Origin of the sequence: Brevibacterium spongiae (assembly GCF_026168515.1) — a bacterium.
Classification (GTDB): Bacteria; Actinomycetota; Actinomycetes; order Actinomycetales; family Brevibacteriaceae; genus Brevibacterium; species Brevibacterium spongiae.
The window spans coordinates 3,889,254-3,914,900 of the sequence record NZ_CP093443.1 but is presented as its reverse complement, the minus strand read 5'-3'; the positions used below and the strand labels follow the sequence as shown (position 1 = coordinate 3,914,900).

The window sequence follows — 25,647 nt, the reverse complement described above, 5'->3', positions numbered from 1 at the left end:
AGACGTCTTCCAGCGCACGTGCCGTGATTGTGGAAACCGACGTTGCCCGTGCAAAAATGTCTCCTAGAGGAATTCCCGCAAACAGGCATATGACGGAGGTGGCGCCCGGTGATAGCCATGACAGGTGCCTTCTTCGGCGCGTCTGTCATCGCCTACCCCTTGGTTCGCCTCTTCGGCCGCAACGCCTTCTTCTTCCTCGCCCTCGTTCCCTTCGCCGGACTGCTGCTGAGCCTGTCGAAGCTGCAGAAGATCTTCGGCCCGGCGGGCCGACCGATCGTCGAGAACCTGGACTGGATTCCCGAGCTCGGACTCGAAGGCGTCTTCCGCCTCGACGTGCTCTCATGGATCATGACTCTGCTCGTCACCGGAGTCGGCGCCCTCGTCTTCATCTACTGCGCCCGCTACTTCCCGCCCGACGAGCCCGGCCTGGCCCGGTTCGCCGGCATCTTCATGGCCTTCGCCGGAATGATGTACGGACTCGTCGTCGCCGACGAGCTGCTCATGCTCTACCTGTTCTGGGAAGGCACCACCGTCTTCTCCTACCTGCTCATCGGACACAGCCAGTCCAGGCGCCGCTCCCGACAGGCGGCCCTGCAGGCACTCATCGTCACCACCGCCGGCGGACTCGCCATGCTCGTGGGCATGATCCTGCTCATCACCGCCACCGGCACAGGGCAGATCTCGACGCTCATCGACCGGGCACAGCAGGGTATGGACACCGGGCCGGTCATCGTCTCCGCGATCATCCTCATCCTCATCGGTGCGATCTCGAAATCCGCGCTCCTGCCCTTCCACTTCTGGCTGCCCGGCGCCATGGCCGCACCCACCCCGGTCAGCGCGTACCTGCACGCCGCAGCCATGGTCAAGGCCGGCATCTACCTCGTCCTGCGCCTGGCTCCCGGCTACAACAACATCCCCGGCTGGACCGAGGTGCTGCTCACTCTGGGCCTGCTGACGATGTTCATCGGCGGCTGGCAGGCGCTGAAGCAGACCGACCTCAAACTGCTGCTGGCCTTCGGCACGGTCTCCCAGCTTGGATTCCTCACCACCATGGCCTCCTTCGGCACCCCGGACATCACGAAGGCGGCACTCGGGCTGCTCATCGCCCATGCCCTCTTTAAGTCCTGCCTGTTCCTGTGCGTTGGCATCATCGACCACCGTGCCGGCACTCGTGATCTGACGAAGCTCTCCGGCGGCTGGAAGGCATTCCCCGTCGTCGCCGTGTGCGCGACGATCGCGGCCGCCTCGATGGCGGGACTGCCTCCGATGCTCGGCTTCGCCGCGAAGGAAGCCGCCTACTCGACCCTCCTGTCCTCCCCGGACAAGGCCTCGATCATCGGCTTCATCGGCATCATGATCGGATCGATTCTCACCGTCGCCTACTCGGCCCGGTTCGTTTGGGGAGCGTTCTCATCGAAGCCCGGCGTCGACGACATCGCCCGCCGCGACGAGAAGCTCGGCCTCGTCGTCTCCCCGCTCATCCTCACCGCGCTCACCCTGGCTCTCGGCCCCGGCGCCGGGCTCCTCGACGGCTATTTCTCCGCTTGGACGGCAGACCTGCCGGCCGTGGCCGCCGGAGACGGGCACTACCACTTGGCGCTGTGGCACGGTTTCGGGCCGGCACTCGCCTTCACCGCAGTGACGCTCGCCGCCGGACTGGCCATCTTCTTCCTCCGCCGTCCCTTCGCAAGCGTGCAGTCGACGCTGCCGTCGGGCATCGACTTCCACGAGCTCTACCGCAGGCTCATCGGCTGGATGGAGGCCCTGGCACTGTGGGTCACCGCCCGTACTCAGCGCGGTTCGCTGCCGTTCTACCAGGGTGTGGTCTACTTCGTCTTGGTTGCCGGAATCGGCCTCGCCGTGATCGTCAACGACACCTGGAACATCGAATTCCGGCTTTCCGACACTCCGCTGGACTTCATCGTCGCGACCGTCCTCATCGTCGTCGCGATCAGTGCCACACGAGCGAAGAAGCGCTTCACCGCAGTCGTCGTCACCGGCATCTCCGGTTACGCGATGGTCGCTTACTTCGCCTTCGTCGGCGCCCCCGACCTGGCGCTGACCCAGGTGCTCGTCGAAACCATCACGATCGTCGTCTTCGTCCTCGTCCTCCGCCGCCTGCCGGCCCGCATAGGCGAATCCACCGGCCGTCTCACCCCAGCCTGGCGGGCGATCATCGGCGGCGCCGTGGGGTTGACCGTGATGCTCGTCGTCCTCATCGCCGCCGGAGTGCGCGTTGCCGATCCGGTCTCGACGGACTTCGGGCAGCTGGCCTACGAACTCGGGTACGGCCAGAACATCGTCAACGTCACGCTCGTCGACATCCGCGCCTGGGACACCATGGGTGAGATCTCCGTGCTCGTGGCCGCAGGAACCGGCGTCGCCGGACTCATCTTCGTCCGCGGACGCGAAGGCCACCTGCACCGCTTCGAACGGAAGAAGGACGGCACCGAGGCGGCCGGCCGGGTCCGCTTCCATCCAGTGTCCGAGGACGTCGTCGACCTCCACAACCCGGAGCGGGAGGACCTGTCCCAGAAGCGCGTGTCCTGGCTCATCGCCGGTCGCACCCTGGCCCCGCGCAACCGCTCCATCATCCTCGAGGTCACCGCGCGCCTGATCTTCCATGCAGTCATCGTCTTCTCCGTCTACCTGCTCTTCGCCGGCCACAACGAGCCCGGCGGCGGTTTCGCCGGCGGCCTCGTCGCCGGACTCGCTCTCGTCGTGCGCTACCTCGCCGGCGGCAAGTACGAACTCGCTGAGGCGGCCCCCTTCACCCCTTCGGGAATGCTCGGCACGGGTCTGGTCACCGCCATTCTCACCGTCGTCGGCGGCTGGGTGTGGGGCGACACGGTCTTCGACTCCGTCTACCTCGAAGGCGACCTGCCGCTGCTGGGTCATCTGTCCTTCGGCACCTCGACGCTCTTCGACATCGGCGTCTACCTCATCGTCATCGGCCTCATGCTCGACATCCTCCGCTCCCTCGGCGCCGAGGTCGACCTGCATCAGGAGCGCGACGAAGCGATGCTCACGAACCGCATCCACGACAACGTCCACTTCTCCGACAGCATGGGTGCGACGGCCGAACACCGCGCGGTCTCGGAGATCATGGACCGCGTCAACGAACTCGACGTCGACAACGGTGCGGAAGGGGGCCGCCTGTGAGCTTGCCCTTCGTCATGGTCCTGGCCATGGGAGTCCTCTTCGCCGCCGGCATCTACCTCATGCTCGAGAGGTCGCTCACGCGCGTCCTGCTCGGCTTCATCCTGTTGGGCAACGGCGCGAACCTGCTCATCATCCTCACCGCAGGCCGCGGATCGCCGCCGCTCACTGACGGGAAGAACCTGTCGACTGCAGGGATGTCGGATCCGCTGCCGCAGGCGCTCATCCTCACGGCCATCGTCATCACCTTCGCCGTGACGGCCTTTCTGCTGGCGATGATCTACCGGTCGTGGAGGCTTATGCGCGCCGATTCTCTGCAGGACGACGACACCGACCTTCAGGTCGCGATCACGCGGGTCATCGACTCCGAGGCCGAGGCGAGCACGGATTACGACGACACCGAGTTCGGTGATGAGGCCGAGTCCCCGATCATCGGGGCCGTCGACCTCGACGACGACGGCACGCCCGCCCAGCGGGAGGACATCGCCGACGACATCGACGACGCGTCCTCCTCGGCAGAGGCCGATGCCATCGCCGAGGCGGCGGTGGAGTCCCATACGGAAGCGCACAGTGCCTCTGAGTCCGAGGCAGCAGAAGCGGCCCAAGACGACAAACAGGGTGACGAACCCGGGAAGGAGGACCGTTCATGATCGATCTCCTCCCCGTCCTCATCCCGCTCCCGGTGCTGCTGCCGCTCCTCGGCGCCGGAATCACCCTCATCCTCTCGAAGCACACGCGTGCGCAGAACGCCGTGTCGATCGCGATCCTGCTCGCCGTCATGGTCATCGCCACGATCATCCTCTTCGGAGTCGACAGCCACGGCCCGCAGGTCGTGGCGATCGGAGGCTGGCAGCCGCCGGCGGGCATCGTGCTCGTGGCGGACAGGCTCTCGGCGATCATGCTCATCGTGTCCTCGCTGGTGACCCTGTGCGTGCTCGTCTACGCCCTGAGCCAGGACGCCAACGACGATTCGAACGAGACTCCGATCTCCGTGTTCAACCCCAGCTACCTGGTGCTGTGCGCAGGCATCGCGAACTCGTTCCTCGCCGGGGACCTGTTCAACCTCTACGTCGGCTTCGAGATGTTCCTCGTCGCCTCGTATGTGCTGCTCACCCTCGGCGCCACCGCCGAACGCATCCGGGCCGGAGTCACCTATGTGATCATCTCGCTCGTCTCCTCGGTGATCTTCCTCGCCGCCATCGGCATCATCTACGCGGCCTGCGGAACCGTGAACATGGCGCAGCTCTCGGACCGGATCTCCGCCCTGCCGTCCGACGTGCAGATGATCCTCCACGTCATGCTGCTGCTCGGCTTCGGCATCAAGGCCGCGATCTTCCCACTCTCGTTCTGGCTGCCCGACTCGTACCCGACCGCGCCGGCCCCGGTCACGGCGGTCTTCGCGGGACTGCTCACAAAGGTCGGCATCTACGCGATCATCCGCACGGAGACGCTGCTGTTCGCCGAGTCCTCGCTGCGGGTGCCGCTGCTCATCGCGGCGGGTCTGACGATGTTGGTGGGCATCCTCGGTGCCATCGCGCAGTCGGAGATCAAAAGGATCGTGTCCTTCACCCTCGTCTCCCATATCGGCTATATGCTCTTCGGCGTCGCCTTGGGCACGAGTGTCGGCTTGTCCGCGGCGATCTACTACACGGTGCACCACATCATCGTCCAGACCGCGCTGTTCCTGGCGATCGGTCTGGTGGAAATGCGGGGCGGGTCCACCTCGACGCGCTCGCTGGGCGGTCTCATGGTGCTCTCGCCGGTGCTCACGATCTTCTTCTTCATCCCGGCACTCAACCTCTCAGGCATTCCGCCGTTCTCCGGGTTCATCGGCAAGGTCGCGCTGTTCCTCGCCGGCTTCGACGATCATGCGTGGCTGCCGACAGTGCTCATCGTCGCCGGCACCGTGACGAGTCTGCTCACGCTCTACGTCATCGGCCGTACCTTCAACCTCGCCTTCTGGCGCGACCCGGCCGATGTCGAAGAGCCCAATGAGGACCTCGTCGAGGAGTTCTCGGACCGGAAGAAGACGATTCTGGCGGGGAAGAAGTGGAAGTCCCAGATCGGAGTGCCCCCTGCTATGGTGGTGGCCACCTCGGTGGTCGTCATCGCCTCCATCGTCCTCACGGTCGCGGCCGAACCCCTGTGGGACATGTCGAACCGGGCCGCCGAGAATCTGCAGACCCCGATCGACTACGTCTCGAATGTGCTCGGAGGTGACCACGGATGAGCCCGAACCGAGCGCAGGGTGCCGACCGTGCACAGAACCCGAACCGAGCGCAGAACCCGAACCGGGCACAGGGCGTCAACCGGGGGCCGGGGACGAGCCGGCCGCGGATGAGTCGGGGCCGCGGAATCATCCAGCAGTTCGTGTTGGTCATCTCGCTGGTGCTGCTGTGGCTGATGCTGTGGGACTCGATCACCGTGGTCACAGTGGTCACGGGAATCATCCTCGCCTTCGTCGTGACCCGCGTGTTCTACCTCCCTCCCGTCGTGCTCTCGGGCCGATTCAACATCTGGCACGCCACCGTCTTCGGGCTGTGGTTCCTCTACTCGGTCCTCTACGCCTCGATCGAGGTCGCCTGGTACGCCTTCCGCCGCCGCGCCGTCGGCGCCGGTTCGGTCATCGCCTGCGATCTGCGCACGAGCTCGGACCTCGTGCTCACCCTCATCGCCGACACCGCCAGCCTCATCCCCGGGTCGATCATCATCGACAGCGACCGGGCGATGGGCATCCTCTACCTCCATTTCCTCGACTGCGATTCGGAGGAGAAGCTGCACAAGGCCAAGGCGCAGGTCTATCACATCGAGGAGCTGCTCATCCGCACGCTCGGTTCGGCCCGTGACCTGGCCGCTCTGCGCGCCCGTCCCGATCCGCTCGGTGAGGCCGAGGGAGGAGGCGCATGAGTCAGATCGTCCTCGACGTCATCGTCATCAGCGGTGCGGTGCTGCTGGCCGCCTCGGTGATCCTCGCGCTCTACCGCATCGTCCGCGGACCCTCGATCCTCGACCGCATGATCGGCACCGATGTCGTGCTCGCAGCGATCATGTGCGGCCTGGGCGGGTACATGGCCCTGTCCGACCGCACGGATCTGCTGCCCGTGCTCATCGTGCTCGCGATGCTCGGCTTCGTCGGGTCCGTGAGCGTGTCCCGGTACGTGTCGAAATCCGATTCGATGACACCCGGCGCCGAGGCGGGGGCGCTGTCGGACTTCTCGAGCTCGGACTGGCATATGCCCCGTGAAACGGCGGCCGATTCCGCCGAGAGGGCCACGAGTGATCCCGCCGAGACGGCCACTAGTGATTCGGCTGAGGCGGCCGACGATTCCACCGAGGCGGCCGGCCGCACCCAGCCGCGTGCTGAGTCCGGAGCGGAACCGGCACAGACGGTTCGTCCCAGCGGCGAGGTCGATGAGGTCACCGAGATCGCGGATTCGTCCTACGATTCCCATGCCGATGCCGGCGGAGAGGGCGAGGGCACCGGCCCTGACGCCGGACCCGATGATGCCGAGCACATGTCCTCCGGCGAAGGAGAGGGGAACAACCGTGGTTCTTGATCTCATCTCTGCCGTGCTCATCCTCCTCGGCGCCGTGCTGTCACTGGCCGCGGCACTGGGCCTCGTGCGGTTCGGGGATCTGCTCTCACGCATGCACGCGAGTGCGAAACCCCAGGTGCTGGGGCTGATGCTCGTGGCTGTGGCGGTCGCCATCCAGTTCCCGACGTGGGCGACGGTGACGACGCTGGCGATCATCATCTCCTTCCAGCTCGTGACGATCCCCGTCGCCACCCACATGGTCGGACGTGCCGGTTATCGCACCAAACACCTGCGTCGTTCTATGCTGTACCGAGACGAACTCGCCGAGGCGGTCGACCGTGCCGAGGCCCGGGAGGTCGCCTGGGAACGCCAGAGAGGAACCGGAACTGAGCACCATGACGGCTGATAACCACACCGAACCCCAGCCCCTCGTCCTGGTCGCCGATGACGAGCCGGATGTGCTCGGCGCCGTCGTCCCCTTCTTGGAGCGTTCCGGATTTCGGGTGCTCCCCGCCAGCGACGGCCTGTTGGCCCTCGACGAGATCCACCGCCACAAACCCGATGTGTGCGTCCTCGACGTGCTCATGCCCGGCGCCGACGGCCGCCAGGTGCTCCGCCGCCTGCGGCAGGAGGAGAACTGGGTGCCGGTGCTGCTGCTGACCCAGGTCGGTGAGGGCGTCGAGCGCGCGATGGCTCTGGAAGAGGGCGCCGACGATTACCTCAACAAACCCTTCGACCCGCACGAACTCGTCGCCCGCATCCGCGCGGTTCTGCGCCGGACCCGCAACGACGGTCCGCCCCTGGCCACCGCGCCCGTGCTCGTCTCGAGCTTCGGTCTGCGCGTCGACCGGGTGGGCAGGCGAGCCTGGCTGGGCCAGCGGGAACTCGTCATCACCCCGAAGGGCTTCACCCTGCTCGAGTACCTCATGGTGCATAAGGAGGAGCTCATCGAACGCTCCCGACTGCTCGAGGTGCTCTGGGGATTCGAAGAGGCCGTGGGCACCCGCGCCGTCGACTCGCGAGTCGCCGAGCTCAGGCGGGTGCTCGGCGAGGACGCCGCCGAACCGCGATGGATCGCCACCGTGCAGGGGCGCGGCTACCGCTTCGTCGGCGAGGTTCGCGGTGAGGACGGGCAGAGGTCCCTATGACGAACTTCCTCGTCATCGAGATCCAGGTCTGGCTGTTCCTGCTCCTGCTCGTCCTCGTGCTCGGCGGGCTCGCTGTCGGCGCCTGGTTCGGATGGCGGTACCTGAAGAAGCGCGAAGCACAGCTGCGCGAATCCATCGAGGCGGCCACAGCCGAGGACTCGATGACGAAGCGCAACCGCATGCTCATCCGCCTGGACCATGAGCTGAAGAATCCGCTCACGGCGCTGCGCACCTCGGCGGCGAGCATTCGTGAGGTCGTCCGCGACGGCGGGACGCTGACCGAGGTCGAACCTGCCGCGAAGCAGGTCGACGTGTCCTCCCGCCGGGTCGCCCGGCTGCTCGCTGATCTGCGCAAACTCGCCGATGTCGAAACGCGCATCATCGAATACGCTCGGGTCGACCTCGATGCGCTCATCCACCAGGCCGTCGAGGATGCGTCCACCGCTCCCGGCGCCGAGGACCGGATGATCGTGGCCACCGTGGCCCGGGCACCCTGGCGGCTGCCCGATGTCGCCGGTGAAGAGGATCTGCTGCTCACCGCGATCCTCAACCTGCTCGGCAACGCACTCAAATACTCCTCGCAGGCCGAGGTCGTCGAACTGCGCGCCAATGAGCAGATCATCGACGGTCACCGCTGGGTCGTCGTCGAGGTCGCCGACACCGGCAGCGGAATTCCGCTGGCCGAACAGGAGAACGTCTGGGACGAGCTCTCGCGCGGCTCCCGGGTCCGGGCGGTCGCCGGCTCCGGAATGGGACTGTCTCTCGTCCGCGCGATCGTCACCCGCCATGGCGGTTCGGTGCAGCTGTTCAGTCAGGAAGGCGTGGGCACCTCGGTGCGCATGGTCCTGCCGGTCCTTGCCGATGCCGCTCCGGTGACCGTTCCGCAGATGTCGGAGCACATGGATCGGGTCGCCGCCGGATCGCATCCGGTGCAGCCGATGCAGCAGGCCGATTCTCGTCAGGCCCCCGGATACCTTCCGCCCCGGCAGCCGAGCGAGGCCGAGCTGCAGGGTCGGATTCTGGGCACCCCGCGGCGGACCTCGAAACGTCGCCTCGAGAGGGTCGACGGTGCGTTGGTCAACCGCACGACCGGGGAGTCCGTCTCGGGTGGACTCCCACCGGATTCCGGTCAGCATTCCCAGTTCAAACCGCCGAAGCCCGGATCGAACCCGAACGCAGGCAATCAGCCCTACGGCGGGCCTCCGGTCGGCAGCCAGCCCGGCCAACAGAACGTCGGCCAACAGAACTTCGGCCAGCACCCGGGCGGTTCGCAGCCGAACGGATCGCAGCCGGGCCAGCAGCCCTACGGGCAGCCGAATCCTGGACAGCCGAATCCAGGCCCCCAGAACACGGGCCCCCAGAACCCGAGTCCTCAGAACACAGGTCCCCAAGGCGGCCCCCAGAACACTGGCCCCCAACGCGGCGGCCAACCGAACTCCGGTCCCCAGAACTCCGGCCTACCGAATCATGGTCCCCAGCAGTCCGGCGGCCAGCCGAACAGCGGTTCCCAGCAGCCCTATCGCGATGACCACGGCGGTCGGCAGTGATCTCACGATCACTGCGCACCGTCGCGGCCGGGGCCGTTCTGAGTCTCCTCCTCAGCGGATGCTCGGTGCTGCAGATCCGCACGGAAGACAAGGACGCCGGCCCGATCCGCGTCGGGGTGGACGAGACCGCGGGCCCGGAGCCTACGGAGAAGCCCACCGATGCGGGCATTCCCGAGGGGATGTCGAAACAGACGGTCAACCTCGGTGATACCTGCCCGGTCGATGTCAGCTTCGCGCTCGGTGACGATTGGACGGCGGGGGCCGGGGACACGGAGCGGTTCAGCAGCTTCTCGCGTGGGCAGAGCAGTCTCGACTCGGATGTGATCGTCGTCGACTGTGCGGAGGAATTCGATGACAGCGCACAGTCCGTCGTCGACACGAAGCGCAAGTTCGCCTTCGGCGAGCAGGACTCTCAGGTTCTCGCCGAACGGGTGGGGGCGTTGTCGGCCGGAAGCTACTGGAGCTATCAGGGAGAGCTCGGACCGACCGAGATCCTCGCCATCAATCAGCAGGCCACTGTCTTCTACGGGGTCGAGACCGCGTTCAAACTCAATGGTCGGCTCGTGAGCGTCGCCGTCGGCATGCGCACGCCGAAGACGAATGCGGAAGCTGCCGAGGATTTCAAGAAGATGCTGCCGACAGTGACGATCAACGGCGAGAAGATTCCGGCGCCGAGCTTCCGCTAGGCCAGGACATCGACCGGTATTCCGGAGCGCCTCGACCGGCTGGCCTTCAGGAGAGCATCTACCGGCTTTCACGTGAGCGGCCGTCGTCGGCATTGCGCCGGGAGCTCCCGGGCGTCACCGGGAGTTCTCGGGCGTCGCCGGGAGTTCCGGCGCGTCGCCGGGAAGTTCCCGCGCGTTACCGGAAGTTCCCGCGCGTCGCCGGGAGGTTCCGCACACTGCCCGGGAAGGCAGGTTGAGAACTAGGATGGAGAGATGACGACCCACGATGCAGTGACCCGACTCCTCGACGCCCGCCGCCTGCAAGAACTCCTGACGAATCAGGCCGGCCGCGTCATCGCCCGGTACTCGTTCCTCAACTCCGAGGGAAACTCCTCCCTCAGCCACCTCGCCGATATCAGCGGAGACGTGCCGCGTCGCATCACCCGCGGCGATCAGTCGATCGGACCGGCGGCTCTGAGCGAGAACGGCACGATCGTCTTCGCCTCCAAACGCAAGGGCGAGGACGGCAAGGACGCCGAGAGCCCGAGCCTGTGGGCGCTTCCCGACAGCGGCGAGGCCCGCCGACTCGCCGAGCATGAGGGCGGCTTCTCCCGCATCGAGATCAAGAACGAGACCCTCATCGTCGAATTCCCCGTTCATACGTGGGCAGCGGATGAGAACGACCACCAGGAATTCAGCTCCGAACGCAGCGATGCGAAGGTCAGCGGCATCCTCCACACCGGGTTCCCGGTCCGCCGCTGGGACCATGATCTGGGACCCGGCAGGCAGACCCTGGCAATTGCGAAGCTCGACGAGGCGGCCACCGACTTCCCGGAGGTCACCGATGAGTTCAGCGGCCCGTCCGGCCTGGACTTCCACTACCTGTCGCTGCCGTCCGGTCGCCTCGTCGACTGGGCCGTCGACGATGACGCTCGGTTCGTTCTCGTCCAGCTCGAGAAGCCGATCCCCGGCCAGCTCGAGGCCAGCGAGATCTGGCGGGTCAGCCTCGACGGCGAACCCGAGCTGCACCGACTGACGAAACCGGCCGCCGATCATGGCTTCGGCATCGAGGCCATCAGCCCCGATGGGACGAAAGCCCTGGTCAGCCGGGAACAGTTCTGGACTCCACAGACCAATCTCTCAATCGAGCTCATGGTTCTCGATGTCGAGACGGCGGAACTGACCCCAGTGTGGCCGGACGCTGATTTCTGGTTCTCTCCGATCTGGGTCGACGATTCGACGATCGTCGCGACCGCCGACGATCACGGTCGCGGCAGCGTCTTCATCGGCGACCTGACCGATGCGCAGCCGCGACGCCTCGTCGGCGGCATCGACCAGAAATATTCGTTCTCCGGTCTCGCGCTGCGCGGGGACACGGTGGTGGGGACCGCCTCGGCGATCGATGTCGCACCCATGCCGATCTCGATCGATCTCACCTCCGGAGTCATCAGCGAACTCGCGAACCCGGCGACGCCCCTCGACGAGGAGGGCACCCTCACCGAGGTGGAGGCCCGAGCCGAGGACGGCACCCCGATCCGGGCGTGGCTTGTGCTGCCGGAGGGCGAAGGGCCGCACCCGCTGGTCGTCTTCGCGCACGGCGGACCGTGGGGGTCGTGGAATGCGTGGACGTACCGGTGGAACCCCGGACCCTTCGCCGCCGCCGGCTACGCGGTGCTGCTGCCGGACCCGGCGATCTCGACCGGGTACGGCCAGGCGATGATCGACCGCGGTCAGCAGCAGCTGGGCGGCACCCCGTTCACCGACATCATGACCCTGACCGAGGCGGCCGGGCAGCGAGGCGACATCGACACCGAGCACATCGCCCTGGCCGGCGGTTCCTACGGCGGATACATGGCCAACTGGGTTGCCGGGCACACGGGCAGCACGTTCAAATGCATCGTCACCCACGCCTCGCTGTGGAACACGACGTCGATGGGGCGGACGACGGACAACGCGTCATGGGACGCGGCGATGCGGGAACAGTCGGCGCAGTACTCGCCGCATCTGTACGCCGCCGATATCGAAGTGCCCGTACTCGTCATCCACGGCGACAAGGACTACCGAGTGCCGATCGGGCAGGGGCAGGAGCTGTGGCTCGACCTGCTCACCCAGGCGAAGACTCCGCTCGACGCCGATGGCGACACTCAGCACCGGTTCCTGTACTACCCGGATGAGGGGCACTGGATCCTCGGCCGCGGCAATGCCGAGGTCTGGTATCGCACGGTGCTCGCGTTCCTCGACACGCATGTGCTCGGCATCGAAGCGAACCGCGTCCGCACCCTGGGGTGAACGAGCGCAGAGCGAAGGAAGGATCCCGATGACCCCACCCGCACAGAGCTCAGGCGGACAGAGCTCACCCGGACAGGCACTGCCCGGCGCCTCGACCACTGGTGCCTCGAGCTCTGGCACCTCGACCACAGGCACCTCTACCCCCGGCACCCCGACCACTGGCACCTCGAGCACCGGCACCTCGAGCACCGGCACCTCGAGCACGGGCACCGAGGCGGTCATCCGCAATGCGTGCATCCTCGACGGGGATAGGGAGACGTTCACCGCGGAGACCGCGGATACGTGGATCGCGTTCGGTGGGGGAGTAGTCACCGCGCGTGGACGCGGTGATGGCTGGAAGGACGTGGCCGCCTCGGCGACGGTCGAGGTCATCGATGGCGACGGCGGGTATGTGGCGCCGGCGTTCGTCGACATCCACTGTCACGGCGCGGGCGGAGCCAGCGCGGAGGACGGGGCCGAGGAGATCGAGACGATCCTCGCCGTGCACCGCGCGCACGGTACCCGAGCCCTTGCGCTGTCATACGTCTCGGACACGATCGACGGACTCTGCAGGTCCCTGCGTGTCGGCGCGCAGCTCGTCCGCAACCTCGAGGGAGTCATCGGCCTGCACGCCGAGGGTCCGTTCCTGTCCCCGGACTTCAAGGGGGCGCACGCGCCCGAGGTGCTCACAGCGCCCACGCGCGCAGCGGTTGAGGCGATCCTCGACGCCGCTGATGGGACGCTTGCGCAGATCACCATCGCCCCTGAACTGCCCGGCGCGCTCGATGCGATCGCCAGGTTCACCTCGACCGGGGTGCGCGTGGCCATCGGCCATACGGCCGCCGATTATGAGCTGACCGCGACGGCCTTCGACGCAGGCGCGTCCATCCTCACGCATGCGTTCAATGCGATGCCCGGCATCCACCACCGGGCCCCGGGCCCTGTCATCGCCGCTGCCGAGAACGACCAGGTCACCGTCGAACTCATCAATGACGGCGTCCACGTCGCAGCCCCAGTAACACGTATGCTCCACGAGCTCGTGCCCGGCCGCATCGCGCTCATCACCGATGCCATGGCGGCCACGGGAATGAACGACGGACAGTACATGCTCGGTTCGCTGCCGGTGACCGTGGAGGATTCGGTGGCCCGCCTGACGGCGAGCGATGGTTCGGTCGGTTCGATCGCGGGGTCGACCCTGACCATGGACGCCGCGGTCCGGCGCGCCGTCACCGAGGTGGGACTGAGTCCTATCGATGCCGTGCAGGCCGCCGGTCTGGTGCCCTTGCGGGCGCTGGGACAGGCGCCCGGCGGTCAGTCGGAAGCGCGGCGACCCGGTTCCGCAGGTTTCACAGGTTCCGTTGAGGCCAGTGTCGAGACCGGTTCCGGCGGTTCCGGTGACGAGGCTTCGCAGCTGCTTGCGGTCGGGATGCCGGCTGATCTCCTGCTGCTCGAGGGGGACATGAGCATCCGAGAGTCTCGGATCGGCGCCTGACCACTTCGCGGCTGTGTGCACGTCATGGCACGATTGAGTGTATGGATGCCCTGCTCCTCATAGACACCGACGACGCCAGCTACCCCAGTGATGACGCCATGGAGACTCTCGGCGACATCGTCACCCGCACCCGGGCCGTGGGCGGTGTGCTCATCTTCGCCTCCACGAAGGAGGACCTCGCCGAGACCCCGGACGAGGAGCTGAGCATCTTCGTCCCCGACGAAGAGGACCTCGTGCTGCGCTCGAACGGACCCGACGTCTTCGAAGGTGTCGACGACCTCGCAGCCGGGCTGCATGATCTGGCTGTCGACCGGATCATCATCGCCGGCGCGGACGCGACTGATGTCTCCCCCGCGAATGCCGATACGGACCCCGCTCCGACTGATACCGGTTCCGCCGCAGACGCCGGCGCCGGCGACGCCGGTTCCACCGCAGACGCCGCAGACACCGCAGCCGCCGGCGAGCCGTCCGACTCCGCTGAACGGCTCAACTCCGTCGGCACTCGAGGTGCGGTCTACGCTTCGGCGATGGCCGGCCTCGTGTGCAACTTCGACGTCATCGTCCTCTCCGATTCGACCACCGACCCGGCAGGCGAACTCGTCACGTGGACCGATGCCGCCGAGTCGGCCGGTGCGATGGTCAAGAAGACCGCCGACACGTGGCTGCGGATGTAGCCGTGGACAAGACCTACGGCCACTGGGTCAGCCCACGAGTCGCCAGGTGAGCCCCCGTGGGCCGCTGACGGGGCCCTCAAGACGCTGTTTGTGGTCACAGCGCCGAGGTGCTCTGGCCGAATCGGATGATTCTCCTCGGCGCTGTGACCACAAAATCGCTTGTGCAGCGCACACGGACCGGTCCGGACAGGCCAGACCGTCTGGGCAGGCGTTGGTCAGACGGAGAGCCCGAATCGCTCGAGGTGAGTACGGATCTGCCGCTCGAGCACGCGCCGATCGGTGCGAGAGGTCACTCTGATGAGCGTCCATCCTTCGTGCGCAAGGGCGTTCTCCCGTTCGATATCGATATCCCACTGGCGTCTGTCCGTACGGTGGAAATCGCTTTCGTACTCAATCGCCAACCGTGCTGCAGGGTAGCCGAGGTCTGGTCGAATCGTCGCCTTGAGCTGCTCGCAGCAGATTTGAGGGTGGATCTCGGGTTCGGGCAGACCGACCGACATGATCCACAGTCTGAGTTCGGTCTCTCGCGGGGAGTCGACGTCTGGTCGGATGAGGGCAAGGGCTTCCCCGACGCGACGTCGGTTCCTCACGGATCTAAGAGAATCGATATGCTCTCTCAGCTGTTGGAGGGTGCACAGCCTCTGGCCATGCCAACCTCCGATCATCGCGTCCCCGAGGGCGACCAAAGACTGGACATCGAGAACAGCTGCGAATTGCACGAAGAGCGGAGGGCCAGTCATGAGCTGGTGGCCGTACAGGTTCGTTCGCTGAAAGTCGACGACCCGGTGCAGGACAACTCCGGGACGTCGAATCCGCAGATTCCGATCATCGACCGACACGTGCAACTGTCCGTCCGTGCTGCCGTGGGGGAGCGGCAACCCGTAGAGCACCGCTGCCGACGTGTGGCTGGCAGCGATCTGCGGGTATTTCAGTTGGAGGGCCCGGAGCATGAAGCCTGTGCGGTCCCATTCGTCGTCTGCCCATTCGGGCGCAACGCGTGCGACCAGGCGATGCGGGTCGGCTCGAACTCCGTGCATCACCCGATCCGTCGGTTCGGGAGTTCGAAGGTTCCATTCGCTGATCCCGTGGTGCGCCGCGTCAGCGGACAGGAAGAGCCGCGGTGCCAGGCGCTTGTCGTTGTATCCATTCATCCTCGAATCGTCACTGCTGTGTTCGCCGAACGGAAAGGTGGAACGAAGGGGCTGTGGATGACTATTGGGTCCCAGGTGGCCTGTGAGCACGAGTGGGACAAATCGGCGTGGCTGCATCACAGCGACTGCACCGGCACCACCGGCTGAGCTTGGTCGCAAGCTGTCTGTCCGCCTGACTTCGAAGGATGGGCCGGGTGCGAGCCTTCAGATGTGGTCACAGGACCGAGGCGAACTCGGCAGGACAGTGATTTCGCCTCGGCGGATCGACCACAAACGGGTCTATGTCTGTGGACAGGAAGAGCACGAGTCGGTGGGAGCGTGTCGTCGCATCGCATCGCCTTCATCAGAACCGTCGCGGTAGACAGATTCCGGATTTCACCCGCACAAAGGCTTCTACAATGTGTAGAATGTGTGAATCGGCTGAGGATTCGACCCTGGACAGGGTCACCTCGGTGACACAGGGGAGGAGGGGACATGACCGGATGGACGAAGTCCGTGCGTGCGCTCTTCGCCGCCCTCATCACGACTCTGCTGGCCCTGCTCATGCACCTCGGTGCCGGGGGCAGCGCCTCACTGCCGGCCACTGGCGTCGTGCTCGTGCTCTGGATGGCGATGATCTTCGCTGGTCGACGCCGCGGATATCTCAGCCTCACCGCACTGCTCGGCCTCGGACAGGTGCCGATGCACCTGACGATGAGCTGGTCGGCACTCGGTCACTCCGGTTCGCATTCGGGCGGACACTCCGCCTCGGCGGGGGAGGGCGCACCACGGCGATGAATGCCCACGCCGGGCACATCGTCCCGGCTCCGGGCACCCTTGACCTCGGACCGGCAGCCGCGGCCGCCGTCCACAGCCACGGTGAGATGTCATCCGCGATGGTCCTCGCCCACCTTGCGGTGGTGCTCATCACCGCGGTGATCCTCAAGCGCGGCGAGGACATCGTCCTCAGCATTCTGCAGCTGGCCCTGGGCCCGGTCGTCGGTGCTCTGCGCGCCCTCGCCGAGGCGGCCGGCATCCTTGCCGATCCCCCGTTCCGTTCCGTGCTCGCAGGGTTCCGGCTTCCGCAGCCGATCACCTCTGCCGTCGTCGGGGCGAACTATCGTCGCGGTCCGCCTGCGCTCGTCTGACACCTCATTCCGACGGCGGAGACCGCCGTCAACCCACCCATCGAATGGTGACAGTCGAACACGCACACGACCTTATGCTCGTGCGCTCCGGTGCGCTTTCGTGCGTTCTGATGCGCCGTCGTGCGCCGACGGCGCGGACCCGCAACGGCTCGTACGCGATCGTCGTCGACTGCACCGGGACACGAAAGTGCAGACATCATGCGAAAGAACATCACCCTGGCCACAGCCCTGCCCATCGCCGTCGTCATCGGCCTGACCGGCTGCGGATCCTCCGAGGGCCAAGCAGCCGACTCGCCGCAGACCGAAGCGGGCGACTCGGCATCGAACAGCCCCGCCGGCACCCAAGTCGACGCCGAGGCGCTCAGCTTCGACGACGCCTGGGTCAAGGCCGCCGAGGACGGAATGACCGCGGTCTTCGGCGAAGTCAGCAACAACACCGACCACGACATCAACCTCGTCGAGGCGAAGTACCCGGACGCGAAGATGGTCGAACTCCACGAAACGGCTGAAGACGGCTCCGGAGGCATGTCGATGCAGGAGAAGGAAGGCGGCTTCGACATTCCGGCCGGAGAGAGCCTCAGCCTCGAGCCCGGCGGCGACCACATCATGATCATGGGCCTGAAGAAGGCGATCAATCCCGGCGAGCAGATCAGCCTCGAACTCGTCACGGCCGATGACCAGACCATCGAGGTCACGGCAGTGGCGAAGGAATACTCCGGAGCTCAGGAGGACTACGCCCCCGGCGAGGCCGATCACGGTGACCACGAAGGCTCAAACCACGAGGACTCCGGCCATGAGGACTCCGACCACGGTGACCACGGTGACCACTGAGCCCTCACGCGCCGGTTTCAGCCGCCGAGGTCTCATCGCCTCGGCGGCCGCCGCCGGCGGTGCCGGACTCATCGGAGCGACCGCAGGATTCGGATTCGGCCGCAGCGGTCCCGGATCCGCGGACGCGGCCGACGGGAAGGGAGAGCCGCCTCGGCGAGATCTGGACGGGGCGAACGGGGCACAGGTCGAACCGTTCTACGGCACTCACCAATCCGGTGTCGAGACTCCGCCGCAGGCGTATGCACATTTCCTCGCGTTCACGCTGCGACCGGGGATCACAGCCGCCGAGGCGGTCCGCTGGCTGCGTCTGCTCACCGCAGATGCGGCCGCGCTCACTCAGGGCCAGGCTCCGCTGGCCGATTCCGAAACCGAGCTCGCCGCGGATCCCGCCCGTCTGACGGTGACCTTCGGATTCGGGCGCGGTCTCGTCGCGTTGGCCGGCAAGAACAAGGTGCCGGAATGGCTGAAGCCTCTCGAGGCGTTCAGCATCGACCGTCTTCAACCGGAGCGAAGCACGGGGGATCTGCTCCTCCAGATCTGCGGAGACGACCCGCTGACCCTGGCCCATGCCAGGCGGATGCTGTTCAAGGACTCCAGGTCCTTTGCGAAGGTGGCATGGCAGCGGGAGGGGTTCCGCCGGGCCTATGGCAGTTCGGGTGAAGGGGCGACGCAGCGCAACCTCTTCGGCCAGCTCGACGGCACAGCGAACCCCGGTCCCGGTTCCGAGGATTTCGCAAGGATCATCTGGGGTGCCGGCACCGGACAATCCGAACCGGTGTTCTCGGCGCGGGGCGAACCCCCGGCCGACCTCGGCGCGCACCTGCCGGAGTGGCTGCGCGGAGGGACGACGCTGGTGCTGAGGGACATTGCGATGAACCTCGACACCTGGGACAAGGCCGACCGTCCCGCCCGGGAGTTCTCGACCGGACGCACCTTGGACACGGGAGCTCCACTGTCGGGCACCGACGAATTCGATGTCCCGGACTTCACCGCCGTCGATGAGCGCGGGCTGACGACGATCTCGAAAGCCGCGCATATCGCTCGGGCCCGGGACGGGCTGGGACCCGAGGTGCAGATCCACCGGCGCACGTTCAACTACGAGACCGGAGCCGGTGAGGAATCAGGGCTGCTGTTCGCGTCCTTCCAGGCCGATATCGAGCGGCAGTTCCTGCCGATCCAACGCCGCCTCGCCGAGGTGGACCTGCTCAACGAGTGGACGACTCCGATCGGGTCGACGGTGTGGGCGATCCCGCCCGGAGCCTCGGACGGAGGGTATATCGGGCAGGAGCTCTTCGAGGGGTGAGCCCACAGCGCGGCCGCCGGACTCGCAGAAGCGGGTGCGGCGGCCGCGCTGGTCGAGCGTGCGCCAGATGGCAATGCCGGGCTGATTCGGTGAGGAGCTTCAGGTCACCGGCCCAGGCAGATGCTTGAGCAGATGCTCAGTCGGTGAGTTCGGAGTCGAAGGCCTTCGGGTTGTCCTTGATCCACTGGTCGACGGCATCGCCTTCCTGGCCCTCTTCGTACTCATTGACGATGAGGTTCTCAAGCTCCCCGTACGTCTTGTCATCGAGCTTGATCCCCTTGATGAGCTCCGAAGCCTCGGGGAACTCATCGCTGAAGCCGTCGGTGCCGAGGAAGTGCATCTTCTCGGGATCGCCCATCGCGTTCTTCGGGTCCTTGAGATCCTTGACGTCGAAGGCATTGTTGGCCCAGAACGGCCGCCACAGGGTGACGACGATGTCTTCCTTCGCATCAATGGCATTGCCCAACTCGGTGAGCATCGCCGGCGTCGAGGAGGTCACCAGCTCGAAGTCCTTCTCCAAGTCGTACTCCGGCATCATCGAATCCTTCGTCACGGCGGTCAGGCCGGCTCCGGGTTCGATGCCGATGATCTTGTTGTCGAACTTCTCAGCGTTGTCCTTGAGCTCGTCCATCGAGTCGATATCGGAGTAGGAGGGCACGACGATGGTGTTCTGCGCTTTGTCGTAGTAGGTGCTGATGTCCTCGATCTTGTCGCCGTACTCATCCATGTACTGCTTGTGGGTCTTCTCCGGCCAGGCGGAGGGGTACACGTCGATGTCGCCGTTCGCGACGCCCGCATAGAGGATCGCAGCCTCGGAGATCGTCTCCAACTCGGTGTCGTATCCGAGCTTCTCGAGCTGGTTCTCGAGCAGGAACGCGGTGCTGCGGCTGTCGGACCACGAGGAGATGTAGCCGATCTTGATCGTTCCCTTGTCGCCGTCGGCGCCCGAGGCCTTGCTCGCCTCCTGGGAGCATCCGCTCAGAGCGAGTCCGAGGGCCGCGCTTGCGGCGATGACGGCGGTGAGTGTGCGTGATTTCATCGGTTTCCTCTTCGTTGTGGCTGCTCGGACACGGGGACACCGCCGACTGTGGCGGTTTCCGGGGTTCGAGCAGGAACATGTGAACGCAGACGTGTTTGTGATCACAAAATCCGGTACAGCTATGTAATCACAGTTATCACGCGACTTCCAGTGGTTTCGGTGCGAAGTTCAGAGGCTGTGATGCACGGTTGGCTGGCTTTCGCGCATGGTTCGTTGGCATACGCGTAAGGCTCGGAGGGGCTTGCACGCATACGTGTGAGGTACACGTGTGAGGGGTGCGGGTCAGGGACGCTTAACAGAGACCGCGTCAGAACAGCGGCTGAGGCAGGGCGTCTTCGAATTCGAGGAGGCGCCTCTTCGTCTCGAGCTCGTGCCCGGGCAGCCCGCCCGAATAGCCGCCCAGTCCGTCACCAGCCACAACGCGGTGGCATGGGACGATGATCGGGATCGGGTTGAGCCCCATGATCCCGCCGACGGCACGCGCGGGAATCCCAGTTCCGCTGGCTTCGGCGAGTTGACCATAGGTCACCGTGGTGCCTGCCGGGACCTGCTCAGCCAAGGTCGTCAGCACCGCCCTGGCGACGTCCGAGACCTGACCGAAATCGACGGGCAGGTCGAAATCGCCGAGGCGGCCGTCGAAGTACGCACGCAGCTGGGCGACCGCCTCGGCGAGGATCGGATCCGAGGCGGCGGCCGCCTCGGTGGGGATCGAATCGGTGGGGATCGAAACGGTGGGGATCGAATCAGCAGGGCCTGAATCGGTGGGAGCGTGCCATCCGAGTCCGATGACCGACTGTCCGTCGCAGGTCACGGTGAGGGGGCCGACGAATGTGTCGACAGCTGCCGAACTGTCCGTCATCCCATGTCCTCCATTCGGGCTCGCATTCCGGGCACAGTGCCGTGCAGCGATACTGAGTCGAGTCTACTCACACGACTGTGCCCTCCCGACTCGTCCGAGTCGGGAGGGCACAGCACCTTGATGACTGCTCGCAGCTGAGCTGGGGAGGAGGTGCCTCCGTCAGCTCAGAAGCTGCCGCGGCGAATCACTTGTCTTCGCCGGACAGTTCGCCTTCGTAGGCGTCAGGGTTGGCCTTGAGCCATTCGGTGATGGCCTTCTCTCCATCGTCCTTGTACTCGTTGACGACGAGGTCTTCGAGGTCACCGTACTGCTTGTCATCGAGCTTGATGTTGCCGATGTAGTCGGCGACATCGGAGTGCTCTTCGCTGAAGCCCTTGGTTGCGGTGAAGTGGAGCTTCTCCGGGTCGCCCATCGCACCCTTCGGGTCCTTGAGGTCCTTGACCGGGTAGGCGTTGTTGGCCCAGAACGGACGCCACAGGGTGACGACGATGTCCTTCTCCGCGTCGGTCGCATTGCCGAGCTCGGTGAGCATGGCCGCGGTCGACGAGGTGACGAGTTCGTATTCGCCGTCGAGACCGTATTCGGGAATCATCGCCTTGGTGGCCTTCGTCAGACCAGCACCGGGCTCGATTCCGATGATCTCGCCGCCGAAGTCCTTGCCCTTGCCCTTGAGGTCTTCGATCGAGTTGATGTCCTTCATGTACTTCGGGACGGCGATCGTCAGCACTGCGTTGTCGTAGTACGCACCGAGGTCTTCGAGCTTGTCACCGTATTCATCGATGTACTGCTTGTGCGTGACCTCGGGCCATGAGGACGGGTACATGTCGATATCGCCATTGGCGACACCGGCGTAGAGGACGGCGGCGTCATTGAAGGTCTGGGTTTCGACGTTGTAGCCCATCTCGCCCAGCTGGTTCTCGAGCAGGAGCGAGATGCTCTGGCCGTCGGTCCAGCCGGTGACGTAGCCGAGCTTGATGTCGCCCTTGTCGCCGCCTCCGCCGTCGTCCTTCGCCGCTTCCTGCGAGCAACCGGTCAGAGCAAGGCCGAGAGCTGCGACTGCAGCGACGATCGGGGTGAGGAATCTTCTCTTCATTGTGTGTTCCTTTTCTCTAGTGGTCGACAATTCAGACTGGATGGTCCATCAGCTCAGGCCGCTGCAGCTGCCTTCTTCTTGGCGTTGCGGCGACGCATTCCCGCGATGAGCGATTGCGGGTAGTCCTTCGCGTTGCCCAGGGCCGCGGTGACACGGTCGAGGTAGACCGCGATGATCACCACGCCGAGGCCGGCCTCGACGCCGAGCGGCAGGTTCTGGGTGGCGATCGCTTCGACGACGTTCTTTCCGAGGCCGTCGGCGCCGACCATGCCGGCGATGACAGCCATGGCCAGTGCGAGCATGATGACCTGGTTGATGCCGGCCATGATCGTCGGCGTGGCCAGAGGCAGTTGGACTCCACGGAGGATCTGGCCGGGAGTCGCGCCGAAGGACTGTCCAGCTTCGACTGTCTCCGAATCGACCCCGCGGATTCCGAGTTCCGTGAACCGCACACCCGGGGGCAGAGCGAAGATCACCGTGGCCACGAGACCGGGCACGACGCCGATGCCGAAGAAGGTGACTGCAGGGATGAGGTAGACGAAGGACGGCATCGTCTGCATGAAGTCGAGGACCGGTTTGATGACCGTCGAGGCTGCATCGTTGCGCGCAGCGAGGATACCCAGTGGCACAGCGATGATGACGGCGATGACGGCGGCGATGAGGACGAGTGCCAGCGTCTGCATCGATGCCACCCATTGGTCCATCGTCATGATGAAGAACATCGTGATCACGGTGCCCAGAGCCATCTGCCACGACCGCAGCACCCAGCCGATGAGGGCGAGCAGGAGGATGATGACGAGCGGGTGGAGGTCGACGAGCACATCGGTGAGGATCTCGATGAGGAAGTTGAAGAGCCAGGTCACGGCGTCGAAGAACCACGCGACGTTCTCTTTGAGCCAGTCGAATGCAGTATCGACCCAGGCTCCGATCGGAATTCTGATGTTCTCCATCAGCGCTCACTCCTTTCGCCGGCGGTCTGCGGTGAGACGGCATCGTCTCCTTCGGCGAGCACCTGATCGATGATGCCGGTGTCGACAGGGTCGGGCCAGTCTTGGACAGAGGAGTCCGTTGCCTGCTCGTCATTGCCGTTCTGGTTGCCGAGTGCGGCGAGCAGGGTGGCGCGAGGCACGACGCCGACGAGTTCGCCGTCAGCATCTGTGACGGGCACCGGCATAGGCATCTCCGCAGTCGGGAGGAAGAGATCGATGAGCAGGTCGTCCGGTGAAGCAGGGTGGGCGACGGGCTTGATGATCTCGTCGAGAGTCGTGGCCCCGGCCCTGATGTGGTCGATGCAGTCACGGTCGTTCACGAGGCCGAGGAACTTCCGGTCCCTGTCTGTGACGTACACACCCGAGGCGCTGTTCTCACGCATGGTGCGCAGCGCGACGCGGGGGCCGTTCTGGTTGGTCACGGTCTGACGCGCCTTCTCCATGACATTGTTGGCGGTCAGGACACGCGCGCGATCGACGTCGTGGACGAACTGGGCGACGTAGTCGTTGGCCGGATCGGTGAGGATGTCCTCCGGAGTGCCGACCTGGACGATGCGTCCGTTGCGCATCACTGCGATCCGGTCGCCGAGGAACATCGCTTCGTTGAGATCGTGAGTGATGAAGATGATGGTCTTCTTCAGCTCCCGCTGCAGCTCGACGAGCTGTTCCTGCATTTCGCGCCGGATCAGCGGGTCGAGGGCTGAGAAGGCTTCGTCCATGAGCAGGATGTCGGTCTCTGCCGCAAGTGCGCGCGCCAGGCCGACGCGCTGCTGCATGCCGCCGGAGAGCTGCTCGGGGAACTTGTCGCCCCAGCCTTCGAGGCCGACGGCCTTGAGCCAGCGATCGGCCGACTTGTCCCGTTCCGCCTTCGCGACCCCGCGGACCTCCAAGGCATATGCGGCATTGTCCCGAACCGTGCGGTGCGGCAGCAGAGCGAAGTGCTGGAAGACCATCGAGATGTGTTCGCTGCGGACCTTGCGCAGTGCGGCAGAATCGATCTTCGCGATGTCGGTGCCCAGCACTTCGACGGATCCGGCAGTCGGTGCCCAGAGTCCGTTGAGAGTGCGGATCAGGGTCGACTTGCCCGAACCCGACAGGCCCATGACGACGAAGATCTCGCCCTCCTGGACATCGAAGCTCGCGTCGATGACGGCAGCCGTACCGAGTTTGGTCAGGTCATCGCGGTCGGCGCCCTCTTCGAGTCGCTTGACGACTTCGTTTTCACGCTTGCCGAAGACCTTGTACACGTTTGATGCTTTGACAACGCTCACGCGTTTCCTCCTTGCATTCTTGACCCTCCGCAAGAACGAGAGGCTTCACCCCCGTTTCGCGATTCGGCGATGGCGGTATCTGTCTGATCGCACACTCGCCTTGTCACGCACGGATTTCTCACTCACCATTGTAGTTTTGTTCAGTATTTTCAGCAGAGAATTTGTGCGGTTGAGCGGAGTGGCGAGCTTGACTGCCCCTCTGACCTGGGAAGATATAGGTATGTACGTTACTTGATTGTTATAAAGATTGCTTGGGTCATGTAGATGTGCCCTTATTCGGTTTAGTGTTCCCTGGGAACCTTTGCTGTAAAAAGCATCCTTGCTTCAATGAGTGCCGCAGAGATCGATGTGCCTTGAGTTGGTGCGCTCCGTTCGATGTTTCGGGCCGCAGCACGACGGCTGAAATCGGTGATGGACGTCACAAGTATATGTGATCACATCTGCAGGTGCTGGGCCGAACGTCGGTGTGCAGCCCTTCGTGAGAGCTGATCATAGTCGTCCGTGAGAGTCGGCGGAAGGACTCCGGCCAGGAACTCAGGCAGGGCCGACGACGGGCCCATGGGAAGCGGAACGGTGAAGTGCCGGCGCCGGACGGCTGGGATCGGTCAGGCGAAGAAGCATCAGGCGAAGAAGCGCCAGCCGAAGGAGCGGGCGAAGAGGCGTCAGCCGATGGACTCGGTGAGGAATCGCAGGACGGCCGGTGTGACCACCTCGGCGAATTCCTCGAAGAATCCGTGCCGCCCCTCGGGGAGGATGAGCAGCTGCGAACCGGGGATCCGCTCGTGGAGGAGGTGGGCGTTGTCGACCGGGTTCATCCGGTCGTCATCGCCGTGGATGACCAGGGTGGGAGCGCTGATCTCAGGCAGGCGGTCCCACGCGTTGTGACCTGCACTGATGCGCAGGTGCGCCGCCGATTCGGCCGCCATCATCGTGTCATCGCCGAGCAGCTTGCTGTACTTCGCTGAGACCGTCCAGGCAGGGGTGTAGAAGAGATCGAAGAGGTAACGGGTGTGTTCTTCTCCGCGCAGGCGAGCGAGGTTCTGGCCGACCTCGCGCGGACGCTTGACCGAGTGCGGCCCGCCCGGTGTCGTGCATCCGAGGACGAGAGCGCTGACTCGTTCGGGGAAGTCCACTGCGAGCATCTGCGCGATCCGCCCACCCATCGAGGTGCCGTAGACGGCGGTGCGATCCACGCCGAGGTGGTCGAGCACCTCGGCAGCATCGGCGGCGAAGCTCGCGGTGGACAGCTCGCCGAGCTCACCGCGGCTGCCACCCGTGCCGCGGTAGTCGAACGTGATGGTGCGGAACTGAGAGGAGAAGTCCCCGCGCAGCTCATCCCACCATTCGTGCGAGTTCGACTGCCCCTGGAGCAGCAGCAGCGCGGGAGCATCGTCGGGCCCGCTGACCTGGACAGTGAGCGGAAATCCGTCGTGTGTGCTGATCGTGTGCGCCCGCATCGTCTCCACTCGTGTCCTCCAGTCCGCGGGCGCGAGAG

The 25,647-nt window shown here is 65.3% G+C and carries 24 protein-coding genes; 17 read left to right on the top strand and 7 right to left on the bottom strand.

What is annotated here, in order from left to right; genetic code table 11:
• Positions 1–117 precede the first annotated feature (117 nt).
• The 12 genes from L1F31_RS17560 (at position 118) to L1F31_RS17505 (ending at position 14,489) form a co-directional block, all read left to right on the top strand.
• Positions 118–3,162, top strand: a complete 3,045-nt coding sequence (locus L1F31_RS17560) for a Na+/H+ antiporter subunit A (RefSeq protein WP_265420464.1) — start codon at positions 118–120, stop codon at positions 3,160–3,162.
• On the top strand, positions 3,159–3,809 hold the full coding sequence (locus tag L1F31_RS17555) for a Na(+)/H(+) antiporter subunit C (protein ID WP_265418509.1): 651 nt from the start codon (positions 3,159–3,161) through the stop codon (positions 3,807–3,809). The genes L1F31_RS17560 and L1F31_RS17555 overlap by 4 nt, the downstream gene beginning before the upstream one ends.
• Positions 3,806–5,389 (top strand): Na+/H+ antiporter subunit D, encoded by a 1,584-nt coding sequence (locus L1F31_RS17550; RefSeq protein ID WP_265418508.1) that lies wholly within the window; start codon positions 3,806–3,808, stop codon positions 5,387–5,389. The genes L1F31_RS17555 and L1F31_RS17550 overlap by 4 nt, the downstream gene beginning before the upstream one ends.
• On the top strand, positions 5,386–6,066 hold the full coding sequence (locus L1F31_RS17545) for a Na+/H+ antiporter subunit E (protein ID WP_265418507.1): 681 nt from the start codon (positions 5,386–5,388) through the stop codon (positions 6,064–6,066). The genes L1F31_RS17550 and L1F31_RS17545 overlap by 4 nt, the downstream gene beginning before the upstream one ends.
• The gene (locus tag L1F31_RS17540) at positions 6,063–6,716 is read left to right on the top strand and encodes an MrpF/PhaF family protein (RefSeq protein ID WP_265418506.1); all 654 of its coding nucleotides are present in this window, start codon (positions 6,063–6,065) and stop codon (positions 6,714–6,716) included. The genes L1F31_RS17545 and L1F31_RS17540 overlap by 4 nt, the downstream gene beginning before the upstream one ends.
• Positions 6,706–7,101, top strand: coding sequence for a monovalent cation/H(+) antiporter subunit G (gene mnhG / locus L1F31_RS17535; RefSeq protein WP_265418505.1), 396 nt, complete (start codon positions 6,706–6,708; stop codon positions 7,099–7,101). The genes L1F31_RS17540 and mnhG overlap by 11 nt, the downstream gene beginning before the upstream one ends.
• Positions 7,091–7,843: a response regulator transcription factor gene (locus L1F31_RS17530; protein WP_265418504.1), complete on the top strand. Its 753-nt coding sequence runs from the start codon at positions 7,091–7,093 to the stop codon at positions 7,841–7,843. The genes mnhG and L1F31_RS17530 overlap by 11 nt, the downstream gene beginning before the upstream one ends.
• Positions 7,840–9,390, top strand: a complete 1,551-nt coding sequence (locus L1F31_RS17525; RefSeq protein WP_265418503.1) for an ATP-binding protein — start codon at positions 7,840–7,842, stop codon at positions 9,388–9,390. The genes L1F31_RS17530 and L1F31_RS17525 overlap by 4 nt, the downstream gene beginning before the upstream one ends.
• Positions 9,387–10,076 (top strand): hypothetical protein, encoded by a 690-nt coding sequence (locus L1F31_RS17520; protein WP_265418502.1) that lies wholly within the window; start codon positions 9,387–9,389, stop codon positions 10,074–10,076. The genes L1F31_RS17525 and L1F31_RS17520 overlap by 4 nt, the downstream gene beginning before the upstream one ends.
• A 252-nt stretch (positions 10,077–10,328) precedes the next feature.
• The gene (locus L1F31_RS17515) at positions 10,329–12,344 is read left to right on the top strand and encodes a S9 family peptidase (RefSeq protein WP_265418501.1); all 2,016 of its coding nucleotides are present in this window, start codon (positions 10,329–10,331) and stop codon (positions 12,342–12,344) included.
• A 28-nt stretch (positions 12,345–12,372) separates the two neighbouring features.
• The gene (locus tag L1F31_RS17510) at positions 12,373–13,815 is read left to right on the top strand and encodes an N-acetylglucosamine-6-phosphate deacetylase (protein ID WP_265418500.1); all 1,443 of its coding nucleotides are present in this window, start codon (positions 12,373–12,375) and stop codon (positions 13,813–13,815) included.
• Positions 13,816–13,856: 41 nt separating this feature from the next.
• Positions 13,857–14,489, top strand: coding sequence for a hypothetical protein (locus L1F31_RS17505; protein ID WP_265418499.1), 633 nt, complete (start codon positions 13,857–13,859; stop codon positions 14,487–14,489).
• 215 nt (positions 14,490–14,704) lie between these two features.
• Here L1F31_RS17505 and L1F31_RS17500 read toward each other — a convergent pair whose 3' ends face one another.
• Positions 14,705–15,079 (bottom strand): hypothetical protein, encoded by a 375-nt coding sequence (locus L1F31_RS17500; protein ID WP_265418498.1) that lies wholly within the window; start codon positions 15,077–15,079, stop codon positions 14,705–14,707.
• 57 nt (positions 15,080–15,136) lie between these two features.
• Between L1F31_RS17500 and L1F31_RS17495 the strand changes: the two genes are divergently transcribed.
• From L1F31_RS17495 to L1F31_RS17475, 5 genes are all read left to right on the top strand, one after another.
• Positions 15,137–15,787, top strand: a complete 651-nt coding sequence (locus L1F31_RS17495) for a hypothetical protein (protein WP_265418497.1) — start codon at positions 15,137–15,139, stop codon at positions 15,785–15,787.
• A 327-nt stretch (positions 15,788–16,114) separates the two neighbouring features.
• Complete coding sequence (locus tag L1F31_RS17490) at positions 16,115–16,417, top strand: hypothetical protein (protein WP_265418496.1); 303 nt, start codon at positions 16,115–16,117, stop codon at positions 16,415–16,417.
• A complete protein-coding gene (locus L1F31_RS17485) occupies positions 16,414–16,767 on the top strand; it encodes a hypothetical protein (protein WP_265418495.1) in 354 nt (117 codons plus the stop codon). The genes L1F31_RS17490 and L1F31_RS17485 overlap by 4 nt, the downstream gene beginning before the upstream one ends.
• Positions 16,768–16,965: 198 nt before the next feature.
• On the top strand, positions 16,966–17,598 hold the full coding sequence (locus L1F31_RS17480; RefSeq protein WP_265418494.1) for a copper chaperone PCu(A)C: 633 nt from the start codon (positions 16,966–16,968) through the stop codon (positions 17,596–17,598).
• Entirely contained in the window at positions 17,561–18,901 is a 1,341-nt protein-coding gene (locus tag L1F31_RS17475) for a Dyp-type peroxidase (protein WP_265418493.1), read from the top strand. Before L1F31_RS17480 ends, L1F31_RS17475 begins: the two co-directional genes overlap by 38 nt.
• Before the next feature lie 136 nt (positions 18,902–19,037).
• On the opposite strand, the gene L1F31_RS17470 is transcribed toward L1F31_RS17475, so the two are convergent.
• The 6 genes from L1F31_RS17470 to L1F31_RS17445 form a co-directional block, all read right to left on the bottom strand.
• Positions 19,038–19,940 carry a glycine betaine ABC transporter substrate-binding protein gene (locus L1F31_RS17470; protein WP_265418492.1) on the bottom strand — a complete coding sequence of 301 codons (903 nt, stop codon included), beginning with the start codon at positions 19,938–19,940 and terminating at the stop codon, positions 19,038–19,040.
• Between the two features lie 307 nt (positions 19,941–20,247).
• The gene (locus L1F31_RS17465) at positions 20,248–20,799 is read right to left on the bottom strand and encodes a methylated-DNA--[protein]-cysteine S-methyltransferase (RefSeq protein ID WP_265418491.1); all 552 of its coding nucleotides are present in this window, start codon (positions 20,797–20,799) and stop codon (positions 20,248–20,250) included.
• A gap of 184 nt (positions 20,800–20,983) precedes the next feature.
• On the bottom strand, positions 20,984–21,892 hold the full coding sequence (locus L1F31_RS17460; protein WP_265418490.1) for a glycine betaine ABC transporter substrate-binding protein: 909 nt from the start codon (positions 21,890–21,892) through the stop codon (positions 20,984–20,986).
• A gap of 53 nt (positions 21,893–21,945) precedes the next feature.
• A complete protein-coding gene (locus L1F31_RS17455) occupies positions 21,946–22,842 on the bottom strand; it encodes an ABC transporter permease (RefSeq protein WP_265418489.1) in 897 nt (298 codons plus the stop codon).
• Entirely contained in the window at positions 22,842–24,152 is a 1,311-nt protein-coding gene (locus L1F31_RS17450) for a quaternary amine ABC transporter ATP-binding protein (RefSeq protein WP_265418488.1), read from the bottom strand. The genes L1F31_RS17455 and L1F31_RS17450 overlap by 1 nt, the downstream gene beginning before the upstream one ends.
• A 662-nt stretch (positions 24,153–24,814) precedes the next feature.
• Positions 24,815–25,609, bottom strand: a complete 795-nt coding sequence (locus L1F31_RS17445; protein ID WP_265420463.1) for an alpha/beta fold hydrolase — start codon at positions 25,607–25,609, stop codon at positions 24,815–24,817.
• Positions 25,610–25,647 lie beyond the last annotated feature (38 nt).